This is a genomic window from Novosphingobium sp. BL-S-34 (assembly GCF_056857015.1).
This window is the reverse complement of sequence record NZ_CM166472.1, coordinates 2,263,981-2,289,044: the sequence shown is the minus strand read 5'-3', so window position 1 is coordinate 2,289,044 and position 25,064 is coordinate 2,263,981. Positions and strand designations below refer to the sequence as shown.

18 protein-coding genes are annotated in these 25,064 nt (G+C 66.4%); 7 read left to right on the top strand and 11 right to left on the bottom strand.

Features of this window, described 5'->3' with window-relative positions:
- Nucleotides 1–38 precede the first annotated feature (38 nt).
- The 6 genes from AC1VV3_RS10875 to AC1VV3_RS10850 form a co-directional block, all read right to left on the bottom strand.
- On the bottom strand, nucleotides 39–1,043 hold the full coding sequence (locus AC1VV3_RS10875) for an LLM class flavin-dependent oxidoreductase (protein ID WP_482961744.1): 1,005 nt from the start codon (nucleotides 1,041–1,043) through the stop codon (nucleotides 39–41).
- 132 nt (nucleotides 1,044–1,175) lie between these two features.
- Nucleotides 1,176–2,213 (bottom strand): DUF2889 domain-containing protein, encoded by a 1,038-nt coding sequence (locus AC1VV3_RS10870; RefSeq protein ID WP_465127819.1) that lies wholly within the window; start codon nucleotides 2,211–2,213, stop codon nucleotides 1,176–1,178.
- A gap of 33 nt (nucleotides 2,214–2,246) precedes the next feature.
- Entirely contained in the window at nucleotides 2,247–3,281 is a 1,035-nt protein-coding gene (locus AC1VV3_RS10865; RefSeq protein WP_482961743.1) for an NADP-dependent oxidoreductase, read from the bottom strand.
- Nucleotides 3,278–4,600, bottom strand: a complete 1,323-nt coding sequence (locus AC1VV3_RS10860) for a cytochrome P450 (RefSeq protein ID WP_465127817.1) — start codon at nucleotides 4,598–4,600, stop codon at nucleotides 3,278–3,280. Before AC1VV3_RS10860 ends, AC1VV3_RS10865 begins: the two co-directional genes overlap by 4 nt.
- Before the next feature lie 2 nt (nucleotides 4,601–4,602).
- The gene (locus tag AC1VV3_RS10855) at nucleotides 4,603–5,403 is read right to left on the bottom strand and encodes an SDR family NAD(P)-dependent oxidoreductase (RefSeq protein ID WP_465127816.1); all 801 of its coding nucleotides are present in this window, start codon (nucleotides 5,401–5,403) and stop codon (nucleotides 4,603–4,605) included.
- 13 nt (nucleotides 5,404–5,416) lie between these two features.
- Nucleotides 5,417–6,841, bottom strand: a complete 1,425-nt coding sequence (locus AC1VV3_RS10850; RefSeq protein ID WP_482961742.1) for an aldehyde dehydrogenase family protein — start codon at nucleotides 6,839–6,841, stop codon at nucleotides 5,417–5,419.
- Nucleotides 6,842–7,079: 238 nt separating this feature from the next.
- On the opposite strand from AC1VV3_RS10850, the gene AC1VV3_RS10845 reads away from it, so the two are divergent.
- Nucleotides 7,080–8,531: an NAD-dependent succinate-semialdehyde dehydrogenase gene (locus AC1VV3_RS10845; protein ID WP_465128280.1), complete on the top strand. Its 1,452-nt coding sequence runs from the start codon at nucleotides 7,080–7,082 to the stop codon at nucleotides 8,529–8,531.
- Nucleotides 8,532–8,604: 73 nt separating this feature from the next.
- On the opposite strand, the gene cydX is transcribed toward AC1VV3_RS10845, so the two are convergent.
- From cydX to AC1VV3_RS10830, 3 genes are read right to left on the bottom strand one after another with little or no spacing between them, the layout of a single operon-like run.
- The gene (gene cydX / locus AC1VV3_RS10840) at nucleotides 8,605–8,721 is read right to left on the bottom strand and encodes a cytochrome bd-I oxidase subunit CydX (protein WP_313435557.1); all 117 of its coding nucleotides are present in this window, start codon (nucleotides 8,719–8,721) and stop codon (nucleotides 8,605–8,607) included.
- 10 nt (nucleotides 8,722–8,731) lie between these two features.
- A complete protein-coding gene (cydB, locus tag AC1VV3_RS10835) occupies nucleotides 8,732–9,880 on the bottom strand; it encodes a cytochrome d ubiquinol oxidase subunit II (RefSeq protein ID WP_465127814.1) in 1,149 nt (382 codons plus the stop codon).
- Nucleotides 9,881–9,893: 13 nt separating this feature from the next.
- Nucleotides 9,894–11,489, bottom strand: coding sequence for a cytochrome ubiquinol oxidase subunit I (locus AC1VV3_RS10830; protein WP_208324835.1), 1,596 nt, complete (start codon nucleotides 11,487–11,489; stop codon nucleotides 9,894–9,896).
- Nucleotides 11,490–11,648: 159 nt separating this feature from the next.
- Between AC1VV3_RS10830 and AC1VV3_RS10825 the strand changes: the two genes are divergently transcribed.
- Nucleotides 11,649–13,232: an ABC transporter ATP-binding protein/permease gene (locus AC1VV3_RS10825; protein WP_482961741.1), complete on the top strand. Its 1,584-nt coding sequence runs from the start codon at nucleotides 11,649–11,651 to the stop codon at nucleotides 13,230–13,232.
- Nucleotides 13,229–14,839 (top strand): amino acid ABC transporter ATP-binding/permease protein, encoded by a 1,611-nt coding sequence (locus AC1VV3_RS10820; protein ID WP_465127813.1) that lies wholly within the window; start codon nucleotides 13,229–13,231, stop codon nucleotides 14,837–14,839. Before AC1VV3_RS10825 ends, AC1VV3_RS10820 begins: the two co-directional genes overlap by 4 nt.
- Before the next feature lie 5 nt (nucleotides 14,840–14,844).
- On the opposite strand, the gene AC1VV3_RS10815 is transcribed toward AC1VV3_RS10820, so the two are convergent.
- Together AC1VV3_RS10815 and AC1VV3_RS10810 are read right to left on the bottom strand one after the other, a co-directional pair.
- Nucleotides 14,845–15,282 carry an ArsR/SmtB family transcription factor gene (locus AC1VV3_RS10815; RefSeq protein ID WP_482961740.1) on the bottom strand — a complete coding sequence of 146 codons (438 nt, stop codon included), beginning with the start codon at nucleotides 15,280–15,282 and terminating at the stop codon, nucleotides 14,845–14,847.
- Nucleotides 15,266–15,913, bottom strand: coding sequence for a peroxiredoxin (locus AC1VV3_RS10810; RefSeq protein ID WP_482961739.1), 648 nt, complete (start codon nucleotides 15,911–15,913; stop codon nucleotides 15,266–15,268). The genes AC1VV3_RS10815 and AC1VV3_RS10810 overlap by 17 nt, the downstream gene beginning before the upstream one ends.
- Before the next feature lie 390 nt (nucleotides 15,914–16,303).
- Here AC1VV3_RS10810 and AC1VV3_RS10805 point away from each other — a divergent pair, with 390 nt between their 5' ends.
- The 4 genes from AC1VV3_RS10805 (at nucleotide 16,304) to AC1VV3_RS10790 (ending at nucleotide 25,064) form a co-directional block, all read left to right on the top strand.
- Nucleotides 16,304–19,105: a TonB-dependent receptor gene (locus AC1VV3_RS10805; RefSeq protein WP_465127810.1), complete on the top strand. Its 2,802-nt coding sequence runs from the start codon at nucleotides 16,304–16,306 to the stop codon at nucleotides 19,103–19,105.
- Nucleotides 19,106–19,294: 189 nt separating this feature from the next.
- A complete protein-coding gene (locus AC1VV3_RS10800) occupies nucleotides 19,295–21,517 on the top strand; it encodes a polysaccharide lyase 6 family protein (RefSeq protein ID WP_465127809.1) in 2,223 nt (740 codons plus the stop codon).
- Nucleotides 21,514–23,805, top strand: a complete 2,292-nt coding sequence (locus tag AC1VV3_RS10795) for an alginate lyase family protein (RefSeq protein WP_482961738.1) — start codon at nucleotides 21,514–21,516, stop codon at nucleotides 23,803–23,805. The genes AC1VV3_RS10800 and AC1VV3_RS10795 overlap by 4 nt, the downstream gene beginning before the upstream one ends.
- On the top strand, nucleotides 23,802–25,064 hold the full coding sequence (locus tag AC1VV3_RS10790; protein WP_482961737.1) for an MFS transporter: 1,263 nt from the start codon (nucleotides 23,802–23,804) through the stop codon (nucleotides 25,062–25,064). Before AC1VV3_RS10795 ends, AC1VV3_RS10790 begins: the two co-directional genes overlap by 4 nt.

Here is a 25,064-nt window from a genome sequence, read left to right as displayed (position 1 = left end):
GCTGAAAACTCGCGGTAGACGAATTTTGCAGAGGCGGCTCAGGCCGCCACCGCTTCCTTCAGGCGCGGCATCGTCCGCTCCAGCAACCTGAGGCTCTTCCAGCCCTCTTCCGGCGACAATCCGCCGAGCAGAGGCTGGAAGCCGACTTGCCCGCCCGGCCCCAGGGCCCGCACTCTTTCCACCAGCTGGTCCGGCGTCCAGGCCGCGAACATGCCGGCATGGCGCAGCGCGGCAGGATCGGTCAGGCCCTTGAAAGGCGAGTTCGAACCATCGCCCTCCTGCTCGGCCCACTTGGCATATTCGGTGATGACGTGGACGGCGTGAGGCGCAATGGCTTCCCAGCCCGCCTCCGGGTCTTCGCATAGATGCACGGCCAGCGGCATCCCCGGAACCGGGCGGAAATAGGTCCGGGGCGCATGGCCGAGCCGCTCGCATTCGGACAGGTAGAGATCGATCAGCTCCGGCTTCATCGGCCCGAAGCCCACGCCGAATTTGGCCGCGCGCCGCGCCGAGGCAGGTACGCCCCCGCCGACCATGACGATGTCCTCGGGTGCCTGCACCGGCAGCGGGCGAACGAAGATCGGGCGGCCGTCGAACTCGAACTTTTCGCCCTTCAGCGCGCGCAGGATGATCTCCAGCCCCTCGTCCATCAGCCGCGCACGGTCCTTGAGCGATTTGCGGAACATGGCGAATTCGAACGGGACGTAGCCGGCGCCGAAAATGACGTTGAGCCGCCCGTTGGACATCTGGTCCACGATGGCGATCTGCTCGGCCAGTTCCACCGGATCGTGCAGCGGCAGCACCACCGCGCCCAGCATGAACCGGATCCGGCTGGTGACCGCGGCCATTCCCCCGGCCAGGGTGAAAGGCTGCGGCAGATAACCGTCGTCCGACCCGTGGTGCTGCATCAGCCCGATCTGGTCGGCGCCGATACGGTCCACGAAAGCCGCCATCTCGATCGCGGCCCGGTAGAGCTGCGGGGTGGGCGTCGCCCAATCCGGCGAGCGCATGTCGAACGAGACATTGATGCGGATATTGTTCACGGCCTCACTCCCCTGCGGCAAACCTGCCCGGGTGGTGCGCCAATCGGTTGCCCGCCGCAAATCCGCCGCGGGAGATACCGCCGGGGCGGTCTGCGTGCGAACCGGCCGCCGCGCCCGGTCACCTTGTCCTGCTCACGCCGGCTGGCGCAATTGCTCGACCAGCCGCGGCACATCGGCCAGCGCGCGCAGCGCATCGTTGAGATGGGTGCAGCCTTCCGGCCCGCGCAGCATCTCCAGCACGTCTTCCCGCACCTCGCCCAGATTGCGACCAACCAGCCGCGCCACGTTGTGCACGGCCCCCGGACACTCGCGAAACGGCAGGATGTGCGCCTTCGGTTCGAGGGCGATCACTTCGAGCGTGCCAGCGTCCACCGTCGCGCCCAGGCTATATTCGTGAATGGCGACACGTCCGCCCTCGCGCAGCCTGGCGCTGTCCTGGAACGCGGAATCGATGTGGATGGTCCCGCGATCGGCGCCGTGCGTCACGTCGATCCGGCGAGCACGGCGGAAGCCCGGGCCATCGTGATCGAGGAACGCGTGCCAGCCCGCCGGGTCCGCCGGATTGCGCAAGTGACCCGCATCGGCATCGGCGACGTTCTCCAGCGCGGCGCCGCCGGTAACGCCGCTGTTGCCGTCCTGCAGGCCCCAGCAGACATTGGCACGCTGGGCCAGCACCGAGCCGTCCTCGTTCCCGCCGCTCAGCCGCTTGCGCAGCACCTCCATGCGCTCTGGAAACCACTGCCCCCACGCGAAGGCGGAGACCAGCGCGGTGCCGGACAAGTCGTCGAGCACGAGATAGAGCGGGTCCGCGCGCGCGATCAGTTCGGGCACGACCTCGCGCAGCAGCATGCGCAAGTGGCCGCCCGCGCGCGCGCCGACAAGCCGGCCGATTTCCGCGGGAGCGGGATCGGCGGCGATCCGTGTGATCGTCTTGTCCTCGCTCATCCGCAGGGTGAATTCGCCCTCGGCAAGCGTGCGGCCCTGTCCGTCCGCGCCGGTGAGGAAATCGCGCGCGCGGCCAACGAAGAGGCGCTCGCCATCGACACCCTCGGGCCAGGCCACGTCGATACTAGACGTGCGGCGCAGCGAATTCGCCGGGCGCGGCGGCGCCGGGTTTGCCGTTTTGCGCGGCGGCGGCGGGTAGGACGCGGAAGGGATATGCATGGTCATGGCGGCATCCTGCGATTTTATCGTTATCGCGAGTCAGCCTGACACCTTCACCAGCAACTTGCCTAGATGGCTGTTGCCAGAAAACACCCCGGCGAAGGCTTCGGGTGCAGCTTCCAACCCCTCGACCACCGATTCGGGGCAGCGGATCCGGCCCTCGGCGATCCAGCCGGCGATGTCGTCGAGCGCCTGCTGACCGCCGACAAGGAAGCCCCCGAAGCCCTTGATTTCCAGCCCCTTGGACATGATCGTGCGAAAAAAACCGGGAAGCTTGTCGGGGCCCGGCCCTTCCATGCCCATGCCGTAATAGGCGATGAAACCGCAGACCGGCATGCGCGCGCCGCGTTTCAGGTGGTGCAGCACGGCCAGCATCACGTCACCGCCGACATTGTCGATGAAGACGTCCGCGCCTTCGGGCAGCGCCTTGGCGAGCTGTTCGGCGAAATCCGGCGCCTTGTAGTCGGCTGCTGCGTCGAAGCCGAGACCGAGCAGGCCCCGGCACTTGTCCGGCCCGCCGGCGATGCCGACGACTCGCGCACCGCGAATCCGGGCGATCTGCCCGGCAAGGCTGCCCACCGCACCTGCTGCGGCCGAGATCACCACCGTCTCGCCCGCCGTCACGCGGCCGATGCCGATCACGCAGGCATGGGCGGTCTGCCCCGGCATGCCCAACGCGCCCAGCGCAGTGGAAACCGGTGCCAGCGCGGGGTCGAGCTTTCTCGGCGGCCCGCGCCAGTCGGCCTTGTCCGGCGCGACAACGGCATATTCGCGCCAGCCGGTGCGGTCCTCCACCAGGTCGCCCACCGCGTAGCCGGGATGGTTGGAGGCGACGACCGCGCTGACGGTCGGCCCGTACATCACCTCGCCCGGATGAACCTGGGTAACGCCGGAAAGCCGCTTCTCGTCGATGGCGAAGCGGATCAGCGGGTCCAGCCCGAGCCAGAGCGTTCGCAGCAGCACCTCGCCCTCGCCCGGCTGCGGGATCGGCGCATCTTCCACGCGGAAGTCCGAGGGCTTCGGATTGCCGCTGGCGTAGCTGGCCAGCACGACCTGCTTCATCGTGCCGCTCACCGCAGTTCCACCGTCACCGCCGACATGCCGCGATGGTCCAGCCCCCGGTATTCCGGCTTCGGCTTGCCCGGATCGAGCGTCATGTTCGGGAAGCGATCGAGCAGGCCGTTGATCGCCACCACCATCTCCTGCCGGGCGACATCCATGCCGAGGCATCGGTGCGGGCCGAAGCCGAAGCCCATGTGATGCTCCTTGCGGCGGAAGATGTCGTATTCCTCCGGCTTGTCGAACACGTCGGGATCGTGGTTCGCGGCGCCGAGGCACAAGTGGATGCGGGTTCCGGCAGGGACTTTCACGCCCTCCATCTCGGTATCCTCCATGCACAGCCGCATGAACACCGGATCGGTCGCGCGCCAGCGCAGACCCTCTTCCACGGCGAGGTCGATCACGCTGCGGTCGGCGCGACAGGCTTCCCAGAAGTGGCGGTGGTTCATCAGCGCGTCGATGGTGATGCCCAGCTGCCGCCAGGTGGTGCCGCCGCCCGCGAAGATCGCAAGCTTGCAGTAGCCGAACAGCTCATCCTCGGTGAGCGGTCGCTTGGTGCCGTCCTCGTGCGTGATCTCGCAGCCGATCAACCCGGCGATCAGGTTGTCGCCCGGCTCGCGCTGGTTCTCCGCGATCAAGCGGCGCAGCGTGCCGTCCACCCAGGCGCGCGCCTCGGCGGCTTCCTCCGGTCTCAAGTATCGGGCGCCGAAGGTTGCGCGGTTGAGCTGGTAGCGGAACTCGATCACGTCCTCGCCCTCCAGCCCGATGGCGCGGGTGACGGTGGCCATCGGCAGGCGGGCGCAAAGTTCGGTATTGAGATCGGCGGTCTCACGGTCGAGCAGCTGATCGAGCAGGACGTCCACCGTCTCCTCGATCCAGCGCTTGTTCCACCAGTCCAGCACCTTGGGCCGCTTGAACAGCGGCTGCGCGGCGGAGCGCAGGCGCTTGTGCGGCTTGCCGACCATCGACAGGATCGTGGTGCCCAGCGTCCGCACGCCCGCGCTCTCGTTATATCCTTCCGATGAATAGAGCTGGTTCTCGCGAAAGCCGATCTCGCAGGCGCGATAGGAGAAGAACGTCATGTTCTCTCGCGGCGCGCCGAGCATCGTCACCATTTCCGGCACGCCGAGCAGTTCGCGCAGGGTGCCCTTGTGCACCGCGCCCGCCGCCCGCAGGCGGTTCATATCCTCCGTATAGTCGCGGCTGGGATCGACGCCGGAATTGGCGTCCACTTTGTCGACATCGAACATCTCGGCATAGCGCGGATTTTCCGAGAGCAGCGATGCCAGCGCGTTCGAGCGCGAATCGCTTCCGGAATAGGGACAGGTCGCCATGGTCAGCCTCCTACCTTGCGTCCGGCCGAAAGCCCCCCGTCAACGGGAAGGTTCACGCCGGTCACGTTGCTTGCGAGATCGGAACAGAGGAACAGCGCCGCCGAAGCGGTGTCGCGCGGGTCGATCGCCCGGCCGAGCGGGTGGACGCGGCCCATGCCTTCGAGGATGCGGCCCCGGTGTTCGCTGTCGGGGTCCATCCCGGCATAGTGGGTGAGCATCCCCGCCGGGCAGACTGCGTTCACGCGGATGCCCTTGTCCGCCACCTCGATGGCGAGCGCGCGGGTAAGCTGGACTACCGCGCCCTTGGTGGCACCGTAGAACACGCCGCCATAACCGATCAGCCCGGCGACCGAAGCGGTGGAGACGATGACGCCGCCGCCGCCCTGCTTTTCGAACTGGCGGATCGCGGATTGGCAGCCGTGGACCACACCCATCACGTTGACTTCGGCCACGCGGCGCATGTCCTCCCCATCGCATTCGGTGAGGGTGCGCAAGCCCTTGCCGGGGATCGGGCTGATGGTCACGCCGGCGTTGTTGTAGATGCAGTCGAGCCGGCCGTAGGCTTCGACGCCCGCCGCCACGGCAGCATCGACGGAGGCGGGATCGGCAACGTCGCACGCGGCGGCGATGGCCTCACCGTTCTGGGCGCGGACCATCTCCGCCGTTTCCGCCGCATTGTCTGCATTCACGTCCGCCGCGATCACTTTCGCGCCGTGTTCGGCAAAGAGCAGGCAGGCCGCGCGGCCAACGCCCGATCCTGCCCCGGTTATCAATGCGACTTTGCCTTCGAGCAGTCCTTTCATCCCGGTCCTCCCCCTACCCGCCGATATTGAGCGTGGTCATGATCTGGAATTCGCGCAGGCCTTCGACGCCGCGCTCGCGGCCGAGGCCGCTCATCTTGATGCCGCCGCCGCTGGCATGGCTGGAGGCGAGCGCGCCGTTGACGTTCACCGCACCGCTGCGGATCTTCAGGCCCACTTCCAGCGTTTTGACCTTGTCCTTCCCGTGGACCCAGCCGGAGAGGCCGAAGCGGCTGTCATTGGCCATGTCCACCGCGTGATCGAGATCGCGGTAGCCGATCACCGAAACGACCGGACCGAAGATCTCCTCCTGCGCGGCGGGATTGGCGTTGTCGGGCAGGTCGAGCACGGTGGGTTCGAAGAAATAGCCCTTCTCCAGCCCCTCGGGCCGCTTGCCGCCGCAGACCACGCGGCCTCCCCCGGCGACGGCGGCGGCGACGAAATGCTCGCAGCGGGCGCGCTGGGCGGCGCTGACCACGGGGCCAAGCTGCGTCGCCAGATCGTGCGCGGGGCCGATCTTCACGCCGGCCAGCAGCTTCGCCATCGCCTCCAGCACCTCGGCCTTGCTTTCCTGCGGCACGAAGACGCGGGTGCCGAGCACGCAGCCCTGCCCCGCGTGCGAGGTGCAGACCGACAGCGCCGCCATGGCCGCGCGCTCCACCGAATCGGGCAGGTAGATCTGCGCCGACTTGCCGCCGAGTTCGAGCACCAGCCGCTTGAGTGTTGGCGCTGCCTGCTTCGCGACTTCCACGCCCACGGTGGAGGAGCCGGTGAAGCTCACCATGTCCACACGGCGGTCGCTGGTCAGCGCCTGCGCGCCCTCGACACCCGCCTCGATCACGAGGTTGAACACGCCCTTGGGCAGCCCTGCTTCCTCGGCCGCTTCGGCGAAGACCAGCGAAGACAGCGGCGTCAGCGGGTTGGGCCGCAGGATCACCGTATTGCCCGCCATCAGCGCGGGGACGACTTTCCAGAGCGCAGTGTAGAACGGCACGTTGTAGGCCGAGATCGCCGTCACCACGCCGATCGGCGACCAGCGCTTGACGCTCTGCACCGCGAAGTGCGCGTTGACCCGTTCGTGCAGCGGGAGCGCATTATCCTCGATTTCGGGCAGACGCAGGAACATCTCGACGATCTCCCGCGCCATCCGCAGCGGCGAGGCGACTTGCGCGCCCATGACCGTGGAGGACACCGGACAGCCCGCTTCGCGCACGGCAAGGTCCTTCAGCCGGTCCGCGCGGGCGGCCATGGCATCGGCGAAGCGCAACATCGCCGCGCCGCGCTCGCGCATGGAAAGGCCGGGCCACATACCGGTGTCGAAAGACCGGCGCGCCGCCGCTATCGCCGCCTCCACTTGCGCGCCCGACAGCCCGGAAAGCTGCGCCACCACGCTCTCGTCCGAGGGATCGAGCACCGTGAACGAAGCGCCCGCCCCGGCCACGAAAGCGCCATCGACATAGCCAGCCTGATCCAGCGACTCTCTCCCGATTAATTCGTTATTGTGAACTTATGTTCGCAAATGAGACTATCGAAGCAATCTGCTCCCGTCAATCGCAGGCGCGGTGCCCGCTCTCCGATCACCTGTCACAGTTGCCTCTCCTTCGGGCTGACCCTATTTCATGCCCGCAAAGCGAGGCGATGCGCACGGCATGGCCGCAACGAGCGAGGATCAGCACGAAATGGCTTTCACCGACTTCCTCCGGCAGCAGTGTTACATCGATGGCAAATGGTGCGACGCCGACAGCGGCGCCACGCTGGACGTGACCGACCCAGGCACCGGCGAAACCCTGGGCACCGTGCCGAAGATGGGCGCCGACGAGACTTCGCGCGCCATCGATGCCGCCGAAAAAGCCCTTCCCGCCTGGCGCGCCAAGACGGCGGGCGAGCGCGCGAAGCTGATGCGCAAGCTGTTCGAACTGATGCTTCAGCACCAGGACGACCTGGGCGAACTGCTCACCCGCGAACAGGGCAAGCCGCTGGCCGAAGGGCGCGGCGAGATCGCCTATGGCGCCAGTTTCATCGAATGGTTCGCCGAAGAGGGCAAGCGCGCCTATGGCGACGTGATCCCCGGCCATGCGCCGGATCGCCGCATCGTCTGCATCAAGCAGGGCGTGGGCGTGGTCGCGGCGATCACGCCCTGGAACTTCCCCAATGCGATGATTACCCGCAAGCTCGGCCCGGCGCTGGCGGCGGGCTGCACCGTGGTCATCAAGCCGGCCTCGGCCACCCCGTTCTCGGCGCTGGCCATCGCGCAGCTTTGCGAGATGGCGGGCATTCCGGCGGGCGTGGTCAATGTCGTCACCGGCAGCGCCGGGCAGATCGGCGGCACGCTGACCGCCAGCCCCAAGGTCGCCAAGCTGACGTTCACCGGCTCCACCGAGATCGGCCGCGACCTGCTGCGCGAATGTGCAGAGACGATCAAGAAGACCTCGATGGAACTGGGCGGCAATGCGCCGTTCCTGGTGTTCGACGATGCCGATGTCGATGCCGCGATCGACGGCGCGATGATCTCCAAGTTCCGCAACGGCGGGCAGACCTGCGTCTGCACCAACAGGTTCTACGTGCAGGACGGCGTCTATGACGAATTCGTCGAGAAGCTGGCCAAGCGCGTTTCGGCAATGAAGGTCGGCTACGGCATGGATGCCGGCACCGAAGTCGGCCCGCTGATAGACGAGAAGGCGGTCGAGAAGGTCGAGGAACACCTCAAGGATGCGGTGGACGGCGGCGCGAAAGTCCTCGCCGGCGGCCAGCGCAACGAACGCGGCGGTTCGTTCTTCAACCCCACCGTCGTCGCCGGGGTGAAGCCCGGCATGAAACTGGCGAAGGAGGAGACTTTCGGGCCGCTGGCCGGGGTGATCCGCTTCACCGACGAGGCCGAGGCGATCCGCATGGCCAACGACACCGAGTTCGGCCTCGCCAGCTATTTCTACGCATCGGACATCAGCCGCGTCTGGCGCGTCGCCGAGGCGCTCGAGGCCGGCATGGTGGGCATCAACACCGGGCTGATCTCCACCGAAGTGGCGCCGTTCGGCGGTGTGAAGCAGTCCGGCCTGGGCCGCGAAGGCTCGCACTACGGCCTCGATGACTACATGGAGGTGAAGTACCTCTGCATGGGTATCAAACCGGCCTGAGACGCAGCCTGAAACAACGAAAAGGGCAGGAGGCCATCGGCCCCCTGCCCTTTTTCATGTGCCCGCCCTGAAGTCAGTCAAGCACGGTGTGCTCATCGGCCGGGTCGGTGTGGAATTCATGCCAGACGCCGTTGATGATGCCGAAGCCGACGGCAAAGCTGACGCCGAGGATCCAGGAAAAATACCACATTGTCTTGTCCTCAGTAGAAATCGGGGTTGAGGTTCACTTCCCGCTCGGTGATCCGGCCGAACATGACCTTGTAGGCCCAGGCGGTGTAGGCAAGGACGATCGGCAGCAGCACCGCGGTCACCAGCAGCATGATGAAAAGCGTGGTATGGCTGGACGAGGCATTCCAGGCCAGCAGGCTGGAGCGGGCATCTATCGAGCTGGGCAGGATGAAGGGGAACATCGACAGGCCTACCGAGGCGATGATGCCCAGGTTCGCCATCGAGGATCCCGCGAAAACCACCGCGTCCTTGCGCCCGCGAATGCCGACGAGCGCCACCAGCGGACCGGCCAGGCCGAGCAATGGGGCCAGGATCATCCAGGGATGCGCGCCGTAGTTGGCCAGCCAGGCACCGGCGGCATGGACCGTCTCGGTCATGCGCGGGTTGGAAGGACCGCCCGCCTCGGCCACGCCGGCCACCCGGTAGCCGATGTCTCCCATCGCCAGCCAGACGCCGCCGAGGGCATAAAGCACGAAAGCCGCCAGTGCCGCCACTTGCCCATAGCGCTGGGCGCGGCCGCGAACCGGGCCGTCCTCCAGCTTGAGCGTCAGCCAGCCCGCACCGTGCAGGACCAGCATCGCCACGGAGACGAGGCCCGCCAGGAGCGCGAAGGGGCTGAACAGGCCGAGCAGCGAACCTTCGTAGAAACTGCGCAGGTCGCTATCGAGCCGGAAGGGAACGCCCTGGAGGACATTGCCCACCGCCACGCCGAAGACCAGCGCCGGCACGAAACCGCCGACGAAGAGCGCCCAGTCCCAGCGCGCGCGCCAGGCGGGATCGGGGCGCTTGGACCGGTACTTGAAGCCGACCGGGCGCAGGATGAAGGCGCAGAGCACCAGGAACATCGCGAGATAGAAGCCCGAGAAGCTCACGGCATAGACGAAAGGCCAGGCCGCGAAGATCGCTCCGCCGCCCAGGATGAACCACACCTGGTTGCCTTCCCAGGTCGGGCCGATGGCGTTGATGACCATGCGGCGCTCGGCGTCGGTGCGACCGACGAAGGGCAGGAGGGCAGCCGAGCCGAGGTCGAAACCGTCGGTCAGGGCGAAGCCGATGAGCAGGACGCCCATGAGCGCCCACCAGATCAGCCGCATCGTTTCGTAGTCGAAGGGAATGGACATTGTTGCCTCCGTCTTACTCGGCCGGGATGGCGGTGAAAGTGCTGGCCGAAGATTGCCGGCTTGCGTGTTCGAGCGCAGGCCCGCCTTCGTAGGGCTCGTAACGGTCGGGGCCGTGGCGGATCGCCGAGAGCATGAGCTTCACTTCGATCACCGCCATGACGCTGTAGAGCGCGGTGAAGCCGAAGATCGTCGCCCAGATCTGGGTGGTCGTCAGGCTGGATGCGCCCAGGAACGTGGGCAGAACCCCTTCCACCGCCCAGGGCTGGCGGCCGAACTCGGCCACGGCCCAACCCACTTCGATCGCGATCCACGGCGCGGGCATGGCGATCACGGCCAGGCGCAGGAACCACTTGCGGTCGAACCGGCGGCGGACCGAAAAGGCGAAGGCGGTGGCGAAGAACACGATCAGGAAGAAGCCCAGCCCCGCCATGATGCGGAACATGAAGAACAGCGCCGGTACGTTGGGCACGGTGCTCCAGGCGGCCTTGTCGATGGTCGCATCGTCCGCCAGGCGCGGATCGGCCACGAAGCGCTTGAGCAGCAGGGCATAGCCGAGGTCGTTCTTGTTGCGCTCCCAGGCCTCGCGCGCGACCAGGTCCCGCGGGTTCACCTTGAGCTTTTCCACCGCGTCATAGGCCAGGATGCCGGTGCGGATGCGATGGTCCGCGCGTTCCACCAGCGGGATGATGCCGGTGACTTCGCCCGAAAGGCTGCGCGTCGCGATCAGGCCCAGAACGTAGGGGATCTTGATCTCGTAAGCGGTTTCGTGCGCCGAGTTGGAAGGGATGCCGAACAGGGCCAGCCCGGCGGGCGCCTTGTCGGTTTCCCACATGGCTTCCATCGCCGCCAGCTTCATTTGCTGGTTGTCGGTAAGCGCGTAACCGCTCTCGTCACCCAGCACGACGACCGAGAGCGAGGACGCCAGGCCGAAGGCCGCGGCCACCGTGAAGCTGCGCTTGGCCAGTTCGATATGGCGACCGCGCAACAGGTAGAAGCAGGACACGCCCAGCACGAAGACGCTGGCGCAGACGTAGCCGGCGCTGACGGTGTGGACGAACTTCGCCTGCGCCACCGGGTTGAAGATCACGTCCTTGAAGTTCGAGACTTCCATGCGCATCGTCTCGGGATTGAATACCGCGCCCGTGGGGTGCTGCATCCAGCCGTTGGCGATGAGAATCCACAGCGCCGAAAGGTTCGAGCCGACCGCGACCATGATCGTCGTCAGCAAGTGGCCGCGCTTGGACAGCCGGTCCCAGCCGAAGAACATCAGGCCCACGAACGTCGCTTCGAGGAAGAAGGCCATCAGGCCCTCGATCGCCAGCGGGGCGCCGAAAATGTCCCCCACGTAGTGCGAGTAATAGGCCCAGTTGGTGCCGAACTCGAACTCCATGGTGAGGCCGGTGGCCACGCCCAGCACGAAGTTGATTCCGAACAGCTTGCCCCAGAACCGCGTGACGTCCCGCCAAATGGGACGGTCGGTTATGACATATACACTTTCGGTAATTACTAGAATGAAAGAAAGCCCCAATGTCAGGGGCACGAAGAGAAAATGGTACAGCGCCGTCAAGGCGAACTGCAGCCGCGATAGTTCCACCACTGCCATGTCGATCATGTCGAATCCCGCTGTTTTTAGCGGCTTGAGGCGGAGAGAAAGCAATTGCCTCAAGCTGGTTGGTTTCGTAGGGTCGCGTTAGGCTTGCATCTGAAAGCTGTCAAACTTTACTTACATGGTTTACTTAATTTGATCTATGTCAAATTTGCCCGGGCCTTGATACCCGGAGCCTGGCTTGTCGATATTGCGGGCGCCGCGCTCTTTGCGTGGGGCGTGGCGAGCGGCGTGGGCGCGGTTGCCAGCCATGCGGCGATCGCGCTGCCTGCGGTATGGATCCTGTGCGGGGTGATGTTGCGCGCGGTGGCGACCTGCACGGTCGACCGGATCGCAGTGGCGTCGGCACAGGCCGCAAGCCGCACAAGGCGGGCCGACCTGTGGCACAGACTTCTGGGCGGACGACTGGCGAGACTGATCTCCTCAGGCGAAAGCGCAAACCTTGCCCTCGATCATAACACCGCGATCGAGAATCGGGACCAGCGGTTTTCCCCTATAAGGATCAACGCCGTAGTCGGCCCCCTCGTGGTCGCCTTGGTCGTCGCCCCTGCAAGCTGGGTGGCGGCGGCAATCATGCTGGGCACCCTGGTGCCTTTCACGCTCGGCATGATCCTGGCAGGCACCGCATCGCGCCGCGCCGCAGAGCGCCAGCTCGCGGCGCTGGGAGCGCTCTCGGGCCTTTTCGTGGACCGCGTGACTCACCTGCCGCTGATCCGCCATTTCGGCGCGGAAGCCCGGATCGGACGGCAAGTCCGCACCGCCACCGGCGAAGTGGCCCACCGCACGGTTGCGGTCCTGCGCACGGCCTTCCTTTCGAACGCGGTGCTGGAGTTCTTCTCGGCCCTGTCGATCGCGCTGGTCGCGGTCTATTGCGGCTTCTCGCTGCTCGGCCTCCTGCCCTTCCCGGCGCCCGAGAAGCTGACGCTGGTCCCCGCCTTCTTCGTCCTTGCGATGGCCCCGGAATTCTACCTGCCGATGCGCCGCCTGGCCGCGGCCTATCACGAGAAGCAGCTGGGCGAAGCGGCAGAGCAAGCCCTTGCCCCCTTCGCAGCGGAGCCTGAAACCTATGGCCAAGATGGCGACCCCGATGGCGCCGCCGGTGGCAGCGCCGTCAGCGATCACGCCAGCCCAGCGCCATTCGACGGCCTCCATGTCGAGCGCCTCGTGCTCGCCTTCCCCGGCCTTGCCGTGGGCCCGCTCGATTTCGACCTCGAATCCAGCGACCTGGCCGCCCTGTCCGGCCCCACCGGCAGCGGCAAGACGAGCACCCTGGCCGCCATTGCCGGACAGCTCGCCCCCTCTTCCGGCAGGATCTCCAGCCGCGCGGGCACACCGCTCGCCGGAAACGCCGCCGCCTGGGCGGCGCAGCGCCCACTGTTGATGACGGGCACCCTCGGCCACAATCTGGCGCTCGCCGCACCCCAGGCCACCGAAGCCGAAATTCTCGCCGTCGCGCAGCGAGTCGGCCTCGGCCCCGTGCTCACGCGGCGCGGCGGGCTCGCCATGCCCATCGACCATGCGGGTTCCGGCCTTTCGGGCGGCGAACGTCGGCGCATCGGCCTGGCCCGCGCGATTCTCTCCGCGCGCCCGCTCATCCTCTGCGACGAGCCCACCGCGGACCTCGACGAAGACTCCGCCACCGGCATCATCGCCCTGCTGCGCGAACTCGCGGCGGAGCGCTGCATCCTCGTCGCCACCCACGACCCTGCGCTGATTCGCGCCGCCCGCCAGGAGATCGCGCTGTGATTCCGACCCAGGCCGCCACGCTCCCCACCACCGCCCGGCCCGCGCTTCTCGCCACCGCCGGCCTCGCCCGCCGCCGCCTGGCCTACGCCAGCCTCTGCGCCGGCCTTGCCGCCATCGCCGCGATCGGGCTGCTGGCACTCTCCGGCTGGTTCCTCACGGCTGCCGCGCTGGCAGGCTCGGCCGGTGTCGCCACCGCCATGGGCTTCAACTACCTGATCCCGAGCGCGGCCATCCGCCTGCTCGCCATCGTCCGCACCTTGTCCCGCTATGGCGAACGCCTGCTTTCCCACAAAGTCGCGCTGGAAGGCATGGCGGACTTGCGCGGCTCGCTGTTCGACAAGCTGGCGGCGCAGGACAGCCGCACCGCACCCGATACCTCGCCCGGAGAGGCCAGCAACCGGCTGATCGACGATGTCGAGGCACTGGAAGACCTCGTCATCCGCCAACCCGCACGCCACGCCGCGGCGGTCTCGGCATTGGTGAGCCTGGTGCTCGTCGCTTTCGGCGGATGGCGCGCGCTGCTCTTCCTGGCCGCGATGATGGCCGGCCTGCCCTTCCTGTTCCGCCGCATTTCCGAGCGCCTCACCCGCGCGCCGGCCGAAGAAGCCGCCGCCGCGCTGGGGGATTTGCGCAAGGGCTATGTCGAACTGGCCAGCGCGCGCGCGGAAATCGCCGCCTATGGCCTGGCCGATCAAGCCATCGCCCAACTGGAGCCGTCCGCCAGCGCCTTCGACAAGGCCCGCGCCGACCTGTTCCGTGCCGAGGCGCTGCAAGGCGCCCTGCTCTCCATCTACGGCGGCCTTTGTGTCGCCGGAGTTCTGTTGCTCGCCCGCGAATCGGCGCCGATGGTCGCCCTGGCCATGCTGGCGACGGCATCGGCGGTCGAAGCCATGGGCGGCCTTTCGCGCAGCTTGCTGCGCCGCGCCGCGCTGGAGGCCGGGCTGCGCCGCATCGCCTCGCTCAATGCCCTCGACGCCGCTCTTCAGGAGCCCGTCTCCGCCGCAGCCGCGCCCCTGGCTTTCGGCACTCGCCACGTCCCGACCGGCGCCCGTCTTGCGATCACGGGGCCCTCGGGCTCGGGCAAGACCCGCGTGCTGCTGGCCCTTGCGGGCATGCAGCAACCCGTCGCGGATCTGAGCATGGACGCGACGCCGCTCGCCTCGCTTCCGGCATGGCGCCTGAACAGCCAGTTCGCGCTGTCTCCCCAGGACGCGCCCATGCTGATCGGCACCGTCGCGGACAACTTGCGGCTTGCCCGATCCGGCGTGACCGAGGCGCAAATGTGGGAAGCGCTGCAGGTCGCCCAGCTCGACCAGCGAATCGCGCGCAGCGAAGCGGGGCTCGACACGCCCGTCTCCGAGGGCGGCGGCGTGCTGTCGGGCGGCGAACGCAAGCGCCTCTCGCTGGCCCGCGCTTTGCTGGCCGAGCGGCCCTGGCTGCTCCTGGATGAGCCGAGCGAAGGTCTGGACGCGGCCACGGAAGCGGCCCTGGTGGAAAGCTTGCGCCGCTGGCTGGATCGCACCGGCACCGGCCTGGTGCTGGTCTCTCACCGCAAGGCGCCGCTGACGCTATGCAGCGAAACGATCGACGTGACCGACCTGGCCTGATCCGCTCAGCGAAACACGCGTGCGAATCGGGCCGCGCCGCCCGGCGGCGTCGGGCCGGCGCCCCTCGTGCCGCCTGCTGCGCCCAGCGCGGCTGCTGCCGTGGAGGCGTGCCGAGACGCGGCCTCCCCTGCACCCGTACCGCTCAAGGCCGCGAGCGCCTCGGCCACTTCGGCCATCCGCTCGCCATCGACCTGATAGAAAACCTGCTTCCCGCTCCGCTGCGAACGCACCAGCTCCGCCTTGCGGAGGATCGAGAGCTGCTGCGACAGGCCTGGCTGGCCGATGCCGGTCGCCTCCTCGATCTCGCCGACTGCCAGTGGCCCGGCCCTCACGGCATGGAGGATCTGCAGCCGCACCGGATGGGCAAGCGCACGCAGCAATTCCGCCGTCCCGTCGAGTTCGGCGGCGATATCCGGGTCCATCATCTCAGGCTCCGTCGCCAAGCGGCGCATGGAACCATCCAGCCGCATCGTCCGACCCCAGCGCCGCCTCGGCCGTTTCGCCCGGCAGCCGCAGCAGCGGCGCGCCCGGCTGCCAGTCCGCCGGCGCCAGCCCGGCCTGCGCCCGCACCGCCTGAAGCGCTTTCAGCACCCGCAACATCTCGGGAATCGAGCGCCCGACCGTGAGCGGATAAGCGCTGGTCGCCTGGATCACGCCCTCGGGATCGATGAAATAGGTCATCCGCACCGTGCCGCTATCCCGCGCATCGCTGCCGACCATGCCATAGCCGCGCGCGATCTCCATCGTCGGGTCCTCGATGATGGGAAAGGAAACGGTCACCCCGGTCGCATCGCGAATCAGCCTTATCCACGCGAGATGCGAATAGAGACTGTCCACCGAGAGCCCGACCAGCCGGCACCCCAACCTCGCAAACTCATCCGCCGCCCGCGCCAGAGCAATGACCTCGCTCGTGCAGACCGGCGTGAAATCCGCCGGATGGGAAAACAGGACCAACCAGCCCCCCCGATAGTCGTCGAGATCGAAAGACCCCAAAGTACTCCGCGCCAGAAACCGCGGCGCCTGATCGCCAATCTGGAGCGGCAGGATAGCGCTCTCGCGCCTGATGTCGTCCAATTGGCCTGTCATGGGGCCATCAGTTACAGATTTGCCCGCTACGGTAAAGTGAACGCTGCAAGCGCTGCCTGCATATCGGAAATGCCACGGCCATTCCCGGTCTGATATTTCTTTTTCAGACCCCGATGCACCCCCGGTAAAGGCGCCATCTCCCATCCTTTTCCTGAAACCCCGTATCCGTCCGGACCACACCCAGCCGACTGGCCCTGAATTCATGCCTGTTGTGACAGTACGATTGGTATGAATATATTGGTTGACAGATAAGCCGACATCGGACCAAGTAGGCGGTATATAAAAAAGGCGAGGAGAGTCTGAGTGGCTATGGGGCAGCAATCGGCTGGCGTTGGTTTTGCACGCTTGCGAGCAACACTTCTCGTTGGTGGCTCTTTGATGGCATGTGCGGCCGGGCCGGCATTCGGGCAGGTTGCGCAAGCTGGCGCCGCGCCGCCTCCTGCGCAGGAGCCCGCGTCCGGGGACATCCTCGTCACCGGCGTGCGCGAGACGATGCAGAATTCGATCGAGACCAAGCGCAGCGCGGATGCGATCGTCGATGCCATCTCATCGAAGGAAATCGGCGAACTTCCTGGCCAGTCGGTGGGCGAGGTGATCGCCACGATAACCGGCGCCTCCATCGACCGCGCCAATTACGGCCCTACCGAAGTCTCGATCCGCGGCCTGGGCTCAGGCCTGAGCATGACCACCTTCAACGGGCGCGAAGCCACCAATGGCTCGGGTGACCGCGCGGTCAATTTCGGGCAGTTTCCCGCCGAACTCTTCAATGCGATCAAGATCTACAAGACCCAGCAGGCCGATCTCATCGAAGGCGGCGTGGCCGGCCTGATCGAGTTGGAAACCCGCAAGCCGCTCGATCACAAGCGGCGCCAGATCCAGGCCGAGATCAAGGGGAACATGAACCCCTATCAGGACCGGATCGACGGAGAGAGCCCCTATGGCTATCGAGTTACGGCCAGTTATATAGACCAATTCAATCTCGGCGCTCTGGGCGACGTGGGGATTTCCCTCGGCTTCCAGCGCAACAAGGTAAGCGATCCGGTAGAGCGCTTCTACACCAGCTCGACCTGGTTCACCTGCAACGCCGCAATCGTCTCCACCGGCAATTGCACCGAAGTGAGCCGAGAACAAGGCAACTCCGGCACGCCTTTCTACCACGCCTCGAATTCCTATGCCTTCCGACAGATGACCACCTCGGACTTGCGTAACGCGCTGTTCGGAGCCCTGCAGTGGAAACCCAGCCCCACGCTCGACATCAATTTCGACGTTCAGTACTCGCGCCGTCAATATAGCGAGGAGCGCCACGATTTCGGTACGGCGGAAGGCCGCTACAATCTTCACAACGTCGTCATCGGCGATAACCACCAGTTGCTCGCTGCCGATGGCTCGGCGACGATGCAATCGGTTTCCGGCTTGTTCCAGCGCGACGAGAAATACCTCGGGCTCGGCGGCAACCTGGCCTGGGAAGCAACCGATCGCCTGACGCTTAGCGCCGATGCGGGCTATTCCCATACCAAGCGGGTGGACATCACCCGTCAGGTTCGCCTGCGCACCGATCCCTTCGACATCTACGGGCAGCGCACCGCGATCAACAACCAGCGCATCCCCTACCACGTCGACCTGAGCCAGAGCTTCCTGCCGGTCTTCACATTCGACCAGCGCTTCGACCCGACCAATGCCGACCTCTTCAGCGACGATGCCCGCCTCACCCGCTCGCAGGACGGCCGTGACGACGAGATCTATTCCGCTCGCCTCGACGGGCGGTACAAAATGGACGGTTTCCTTGAGGAAGTGGCGATCGGCGGCCGCTGGTCGCAGCGCACGTTCTTCGGCTACAGCAACGACGTCAATATCGACCAGACCGACCCGGCGGTGGACCGCGACGTCAACCTCGCCTGCCGAACGCCATTTGCGCAGAAGAATTTCTTCGCGGATGGCCCCGCCGGCGCGATCACCAATTTCGCCACTTTCGACGTGCTCTGCCAGTTCCGCAATTATCTTGGCACCGAAGACCCGGGCAACACCGGCGACTTGCGGGCGGTCGAAAACTCGGACGTCACCGAAAAGACCCTCGCCGGCTACGTCATGGCGACCTACTCGGGCGACCTCGGCGGCATACCGGTGCGGGGCAACTTCGGCTTACGCGGCGTGCACACCCGCGTCACCGCGCGCGGCCTGCGCAGCGGACTCGACGTCATCAACAATGCCGACGGCTCGATCTCGCTGCGGGAAAACGGCGACTTCACCGAGACGAAGATCGGCTCCAGCTCGATGCGCTGGCTGCCCAGCCTCAATGCGATCTTCGACATTTCGGACAAGGCGCGCCTGCGCACCGGGCTCTACCGCGCCATGTCGCGCCCGGCGCCCAGCGCGCTTGGCGCCGGCCGGCAGATCACGCTGGAGACCGGCACCGGCTTCACCTCGGTAACGGACGCCATCAATACCATCATCGCCACCGGCAGCCCCGCCCTGAAGCCGACGATGTCGTGGAACGCGGACCTCAGCCTCGAATACTACGCGAACAAGGACACGCTGCTGGCCGCGGCGGTCTATTACAAGCGCTTCACCGGCGGACGCATCCCGATCGAGGAGGACGAGGACTTCACCATCGGTGGCACCAGCTATTCGGTACCCGTCACCCAGACCATCAACAGCGACGAGCAGAGCGACCTGTACGGCCTCGAACTGACGGCCAGCAACCAGTTCACCTGGCTGCCCCACCCGCTTGATGGGCTGGGCGCCAAGCTGAGCTACAACTACGCCTGGACCAACTTCAAGACCCAGGACATCCGCTATGGCGACGTGATCGACAGCGCGACCGGAGACGTCACGCCTGGCCTGATCCCGGCCGCCAGCCTCAGCGGCTATTCCAAGCACGTCTTCTCGGCGCAGGCTTTCTACGAGATCGGCAAGTTCTCGATCCAAGGCATCTATCGCTACCGCTCGCGCTACTACCAGGCCTTCACCAGCGACAACACCCAACTGCGCTACGTGAAGGGCAACGACACGTTCGACGTCAACGTGCGCTACGCGATCAACAAGGCCGCCGACATCCGCTTCCAGGCCCTCAATATCTTCAACGAGCCGCGGGTCGAATACATGCCGGTCATCGGCAGCACGCGGAACGTGGAATACTACGGCCCGCAATATTTCCTCAGCCTGCGCCTGCGTCTGCGCTGATCTCGGGAAACCGCGCGGGAGCATAGCTAAGCTGCGCCCTCCACAGAAGGAAGCAGCCTTGTTCAAACCAAACCTGTCGATTTGTCATGAGATTTGGTCTGAACAATGGTTGCCCAATTTGCCGAGCGGCATTATGCCAATTTCAAGGGGCTCCTTAAGGGCCGGTCTGAACTGGAAGAGAGCAGCCTGATGGCACGATCTACCACACTCGCCTTCAGCGGCCTGCTTCTCGCCGCGGCGCCTGCCTCGGCGCTGGCCCGCGATTACCTAGTGCACGACCAGGCAGAGTATCGGGCAGCGGCCGGCGCGGTGAAGGCCGGCGATGTCATCCGGCTTGCGGAGGGCGAGTGGAAGGACTTCCCGATCCTGCTGGAAGGCCAGGGTACCGCCAAGCAGCCGATCAAGCTTACCGTGCAGACCAAGGGCAAGGTCATCCTGACCGGCGCCTCCAGCCTGCGCATGGCAGGAAGCCACCTGCTCGTCTCCGGCCTCGTCTTCCGGGACGGCAGTGCGCCGGGCGCCGAGGTCATCAGTTTTCGACGCGACCCGCGCAGCTACGCCCGCCATTCGCGGCTCACCGAAGTGGTGATCGATCGCTACAACAAGGCCGACCGCCGTACCGAAGACCGCTGGGTCTCGATCTATGGCAGCGACAATCGCGTCGATCACAGCTGGTTTGCCGGCAAAGGCAATCTGGGCGTCACGCTCGCAGTGATCCGCCCCAAGGGCCAGCCGGAAGCCAACCGCCACCGGATCGACCACAACTACTTCGGCCCGCGCCCACCGCTCGGCTCCAACGGGGGCGAGACCATCCGCCTCGGCACCAGCGACGAATCGCTGTCCGATTCCGCCAACCTGGTGGAGGCCAACGTCTTCGATCGCTGCGACGGCGAGGTGGAGATCGTCTCGGTGAAGTCCGGCGCGAACGTCGTGCGCGGCAACCTGATCCTGGAATCGCAGGGCGCGATCGTGCTGCGACACGGCAATGGCAACCGTGTCGAGCGCAACGTCTTTCTCGGCAAGGCCAAGCCCCATACCGGCGGGGTGCGCGTGATCAACGAGGGCCAGATCGTGCGGGGCAACTACATGGAAGGGCTCGCGGGAACCGATTTCACCAGTGCGCTGGCGGTGATGAACGGCGTTCCGGGGTCGGCGATCAACCGTTACCACGCGGTCTCCGGGGCGGAGATCGCCAACAATTCGATGTTCGAGGTCGCCCGGGTGACGCTGGGAGCAGGCGCCGATGCCGAGCGCACGGCGGCGCCGACCGGCAGCCGGCTCACGAACAACCTGATCACCGCACAGGACGGCAAGCCCTTCCGGATCGAAGCCGACATGGTGGGCGTCACGTTCACGGATAACGTGACCGATGGCGAAGTGCCGGGCGCGATCCCTTCCGGCCTGCGGAAGACCGGGATCGCGACGAAGCGCGCGGCGAACGGGCTGCTCTATCCCACCGACCCGGCTCTTGCCGCACTGGGTGCGCCGCGCGACCTCAGGCCGGTCATGCTCGCGGAGGTCGGCCCGGCCTGGTATCCGAAGGCGACCGGCATCGCCGCATTCGGGTCGGGCCGCGCCGTTCCGGTAAAGGCCGGCGGTCTCGAAGCCGCCGTGGCCTCTGCGAGGCCGGGCGACACGCTGAAACTGGCGGCCGGCCACTACACCGCCGAAACGCCGCTGCGCATCTCCGTGCCGCTGACGGTCTCCGGCCCCAGGGATGCCGATATCGCCTTCTCCGCTCCCACGCTCTTTCAACTGGAAGAAGGCGCAGCGCTGCGCCTGGAAGGCCTGAGCATCACCGGCGACAAGGCCCCGCGCCAGAGCGGCAATGCCGTCATCCGCACCTCCGCCCTGTCGACCGTCGCCAACTATGCGCTGGAAATCGACGGTACAGCCTTCTCCCGCCTCGACAGCGCCCCGGCCTTCGACCTGATCGCCACCACGCCCGGCACTTTCGCCGACCGGATCGCCATCACGAAGGCCGCAGTGAACGGCCTTTCAGGCGCGGTGCTCGCAGCTGCGGCCGAGACGGAAGGCAAGGGCCGCTATGCCGCCGAGCGCATCGCCATCGCCGATTCCCGTTTCGAAAAAATCGGCAGCCTGGCCCAGATCCTGCGCGCGGGCACCGACGAGAGCACGTTCGGCCCCGAGCTGATCCTGCGCGGCAACACGGTCGTGCAGAGCGGCCCGGTTATGCTCGGCCTGTCCGGCGTGCAGTCGATCCTCATCGAGGGCAATACCTTCCGCAGCAGCGGCAGGATCGCCGTGGCCAACAGTGTCGGCACACCGGAAACCCGGATCATCGACAACCACTTCATCCAGACCCCGGAGCCGACCGTGACCAAGCTCTACCCGCAAGGTTCGCCGCGCGTCCTGGTCTCCGGCAACAGTATCGGCGGAGACGCATCATGATCGCCAGGCCCCTCCTTCCCAGGCCCTTCGCTCTCGGACCTCTCCTTCTCGGCACAGCGCTGCTTGCGCTGACGCCGGTTCCCGTCTTCGCCGCCCCGTCCAGCGCCGCTCCGGCGTCCCCGGTCAAGGCGGACGATGCCCATCCGGTCTTGATGAATGCCGCGGTGCTCTCCGGCCTCGGCGCAGAGGCCCAGCGCTATCCGCTGTTCGCGGCGGAACTTGCGCGGGTGCGCAAGGATGTCGACGCCGCGATCCATGCGGGGGTCAACGTACCCGTGCCCAGGGACGCGGGCGGCGGCGCCAGTCACGAACAGCACAAGCGCAACTACACCGCGCTCTACGGCGCCGGCCTGCTCTATCGCGTCACCGGCGATCGCCACTATGCCGACTTTGCGCGCGACCTTCTGCTTGCCTATGCCAAGCTCTACCCCACGCTCGGCCCGCACCCGGCCGCCAAGAACGAAGCGGCGGGACGCCTGTTCTGGCAAAGCCTCAACGACAGCGTCTGGCTGGTCTACGGCATTCAGGGCTACGACGCGGTGCGCGATGCACTCACCCCTCGGGATCGCAAGACCATCGACGATCAGGTCTTCCGCAAGATGGCCGAGTTCCTCTCGACCGGATCGCCCAAGGTCTTCGACCGCATTCACAACCACGCCACCTGGGCCAATGCCGGCGTCGGCATGACGGGCTATGTCCTGCGCGATCCCAATCTCGTGGAGCAGGCGCTGAAGGGCCTCGACAAGAGCGGCAAGGCGGGCTTCCTGCGCCAACTCGACCTGCTGTTCTCGCCAGACGGCTATTATGCCGAAGGACCCTACTACCAGCGTTACGCGCTCCAGCCCTTCGTGATCTTCGCGGCCGCCGTCGACGCCAACGAACCGCAGCGCCGCATCTTCGAATATCGCGACGGCATCGTGCTGAAGGCGATCCGCACCGCGATCCAGCTCACGTCTGACGGCTATTTCCTGCCCTTCAACGATGCCATGCCCGACAAGAGCCTCAAGACCGAGGAACTCTACCAGGCCGTGGCCATCGGATACGGCAAAACCCACGACCCGGCGCTGCTTTCGATCGCACGGTGGCAGGACCGCACCGTGCTCACCCCGCAGGGCCTGGAAGTCGCGCGGGACCTGGCCGCGGGCAAGGCCAAGCCCTTCCCTTTCGCCTCGATGCTGCTGCGCGATGGACCGGCCGGCGACCATGGCGGGATCGCCGTCCTGCGCGATGGCCCGGGCAGCAAGGACCAGTTGCTGGCCGTCAAGAACACCGCGCAAGGCATGGGCCACGGCCATTTCGACAAGCTGAACTGGATCCTATACGACAACGGCCAGCCCATCGTCACGGATTACGGCGCCGCGCGCTTCCTCAATATCGAGGCCAAGGACGGCGGCCGCTATCTTCCCGAAAACGAGACCTGGGCCAAGCAGACGGTCGCTCACAACACCCTGGTGGTGGATGAAACCAGCCACTTTGGCGGCGACTGGAAGCGCGGGGAGACCCTCTCACCGCGCCAGCTCTACTTCTCGGCCGAAGGCCAGACCCGCGCTTCGATAGCCGAGATGACGGATGCCTATCCTGGCGTCACCTTCCGCCGCGCGCTGCTCCAGGTGAAAGTGAACGGACTCAAGAGCCCGCTCATCGTCGATCTGCTGAAGGTGAACGGCGGCAAACCCGCTCGCTACGACCTGCCGCTGCACTATACCGGCCAGCTGATCGACACGAACTTCCCGCTTAAGTCGAACGTCGCGGCCCGGCCGGTGCTGGGCAAGGCGAACGGCTACCAGCACCTCTGGGTGGATGCCACCAGCCAGCCGAACCCGGCATCGCAAGCGCGGAACGGGCACGCATCGGGGAATGTCGTCACCTGGATCGAGGACGGGCGCTTCTACAGCTATCGCGTCGCCACGCCCGGCGTAACGATGATCCTGGGCGAAAGCGGCGCCAACGACCCGCGCTTCAACTTGCGGCGCGAACCCTTCATTCTCCAGCGGCTGGACGGCGCCACCGATGCCGCCTTCGTCAGCCTGCTGGAGCCCCACGGCCGGTATGACGCCTCCGCCGAAACGACCATCGGCAGCGACAGTGCCGTGCAAGCGCTCACCCATGAGCGAAAGGGCGACTTCGACCTCGTGACGATCACCTTCCGCAAGGGCGGCAGCCTGGTGCTGGCGATCGCCGACGACACCGATCCTGCCAAGGACCACGCGCTCCAGATCGGCGGCAGGTTCCAGACATGGACGGGCCCGGTCGGCCGCTTCGACATGACGCAGGAGGCATCCCGGTGAAGAACCTGCGCTGGTTGGTCATCAGCCTGATCGGGCTGGCCACCGTCATCAACTACATCGACCGCAATGCGCTGGCCGTGATGTGGCCCGCCGTCTCCAAGGAGATCGGCGCCGACAAGTCCGACTACGCGCTACTGGTGACCGTGTTCATGCTGGCCTATGCCTTCGGCCAGTCGGTCTTCGGCAGGATTTTCGACGTAGTCGGCACCCGGCTGGGCTTTGCCGTCTCGATCCTGTTCTGGTCGCTGTCGATCGGGCTGCACTCGGTGGTCCGCTCGCTCGGCATCCTGGCCGTGCTGCGCGTGACCCTGGGCGTGAGCGAGGCAGGCAACTGGCCCGGCGCGGCCAAGGCGAATGCCTTGTGGTTCCCCCAAAAAGAACGCGCGCTGGCGCAGGGCATCTTCAACGCCGGCGCATCGCTCGGCGCCATCGTTTCGGCCCCGCTGGTGGCGCTGCTGTTCACCGCCTTCGGCTGGCGCATGACCTTCCTGTTCATCGGCGTGCTGGGCTTCCTCTGGCTGGTGCCCTGGCTGTTCCTCTACCGCGCGGATCCCGAGACCAACCCCTGGCTCACTCCGGGCGAGCGCAACCACATCCTCGGCACCGCCGAAGCGCAGAGCCGCAAGGCCGATGGCTATGCGCCCGGCTGGACCGAGATGCTGCGCCATCGCCAGAGTTGGGCCATCATCCTCAGCCGCTTCTTCCTCGATCCCGTCTGGTGGCTGTTCGTTTCCTGGCTGCCGATCTACCTGGCCGAGACGTTCGGCTTCGATGTCCAGCAGATCGGCCTCTTCGCCTGGGTGCCTTTCGTCGGCGCCATGGCGGGCAGCCTGATCGGCGGTTGGCTTTCGGGCGCGCTGATCGCCCGCGGCAAGACGGTGAACTTCGCGCGCAAGACTGCCATCACCCTGGGCTGCGCGATCATGTTGCCACCGCTGCTGCTGACCATGCATGCGGGCAGCCCCCTCTATGCCGTGCTGCTGATCGCCGTGATCCTGTTCGGCTTCCAGATGGCGATCAACAATATCCAGACCCTGCCGGCGGACTACTTCGCGGGCGGTACCGTCGGCTCGCTCGCCGGCCTGGGCGGCACTGCGGCCGTCGCCGGAACCCTGGTCACCACCTGGCTCGTGCCGGCCATGACCAAGGCGAGCTATGCCCCCATCTTCGCGCTGGCCGCCGCACTGGTGCCGGCATCGCTTCTCTGCATCTGGCTGCTCGGCGGCCGGATCGCGCCTCTCTCCTCCCCCAACAGATAA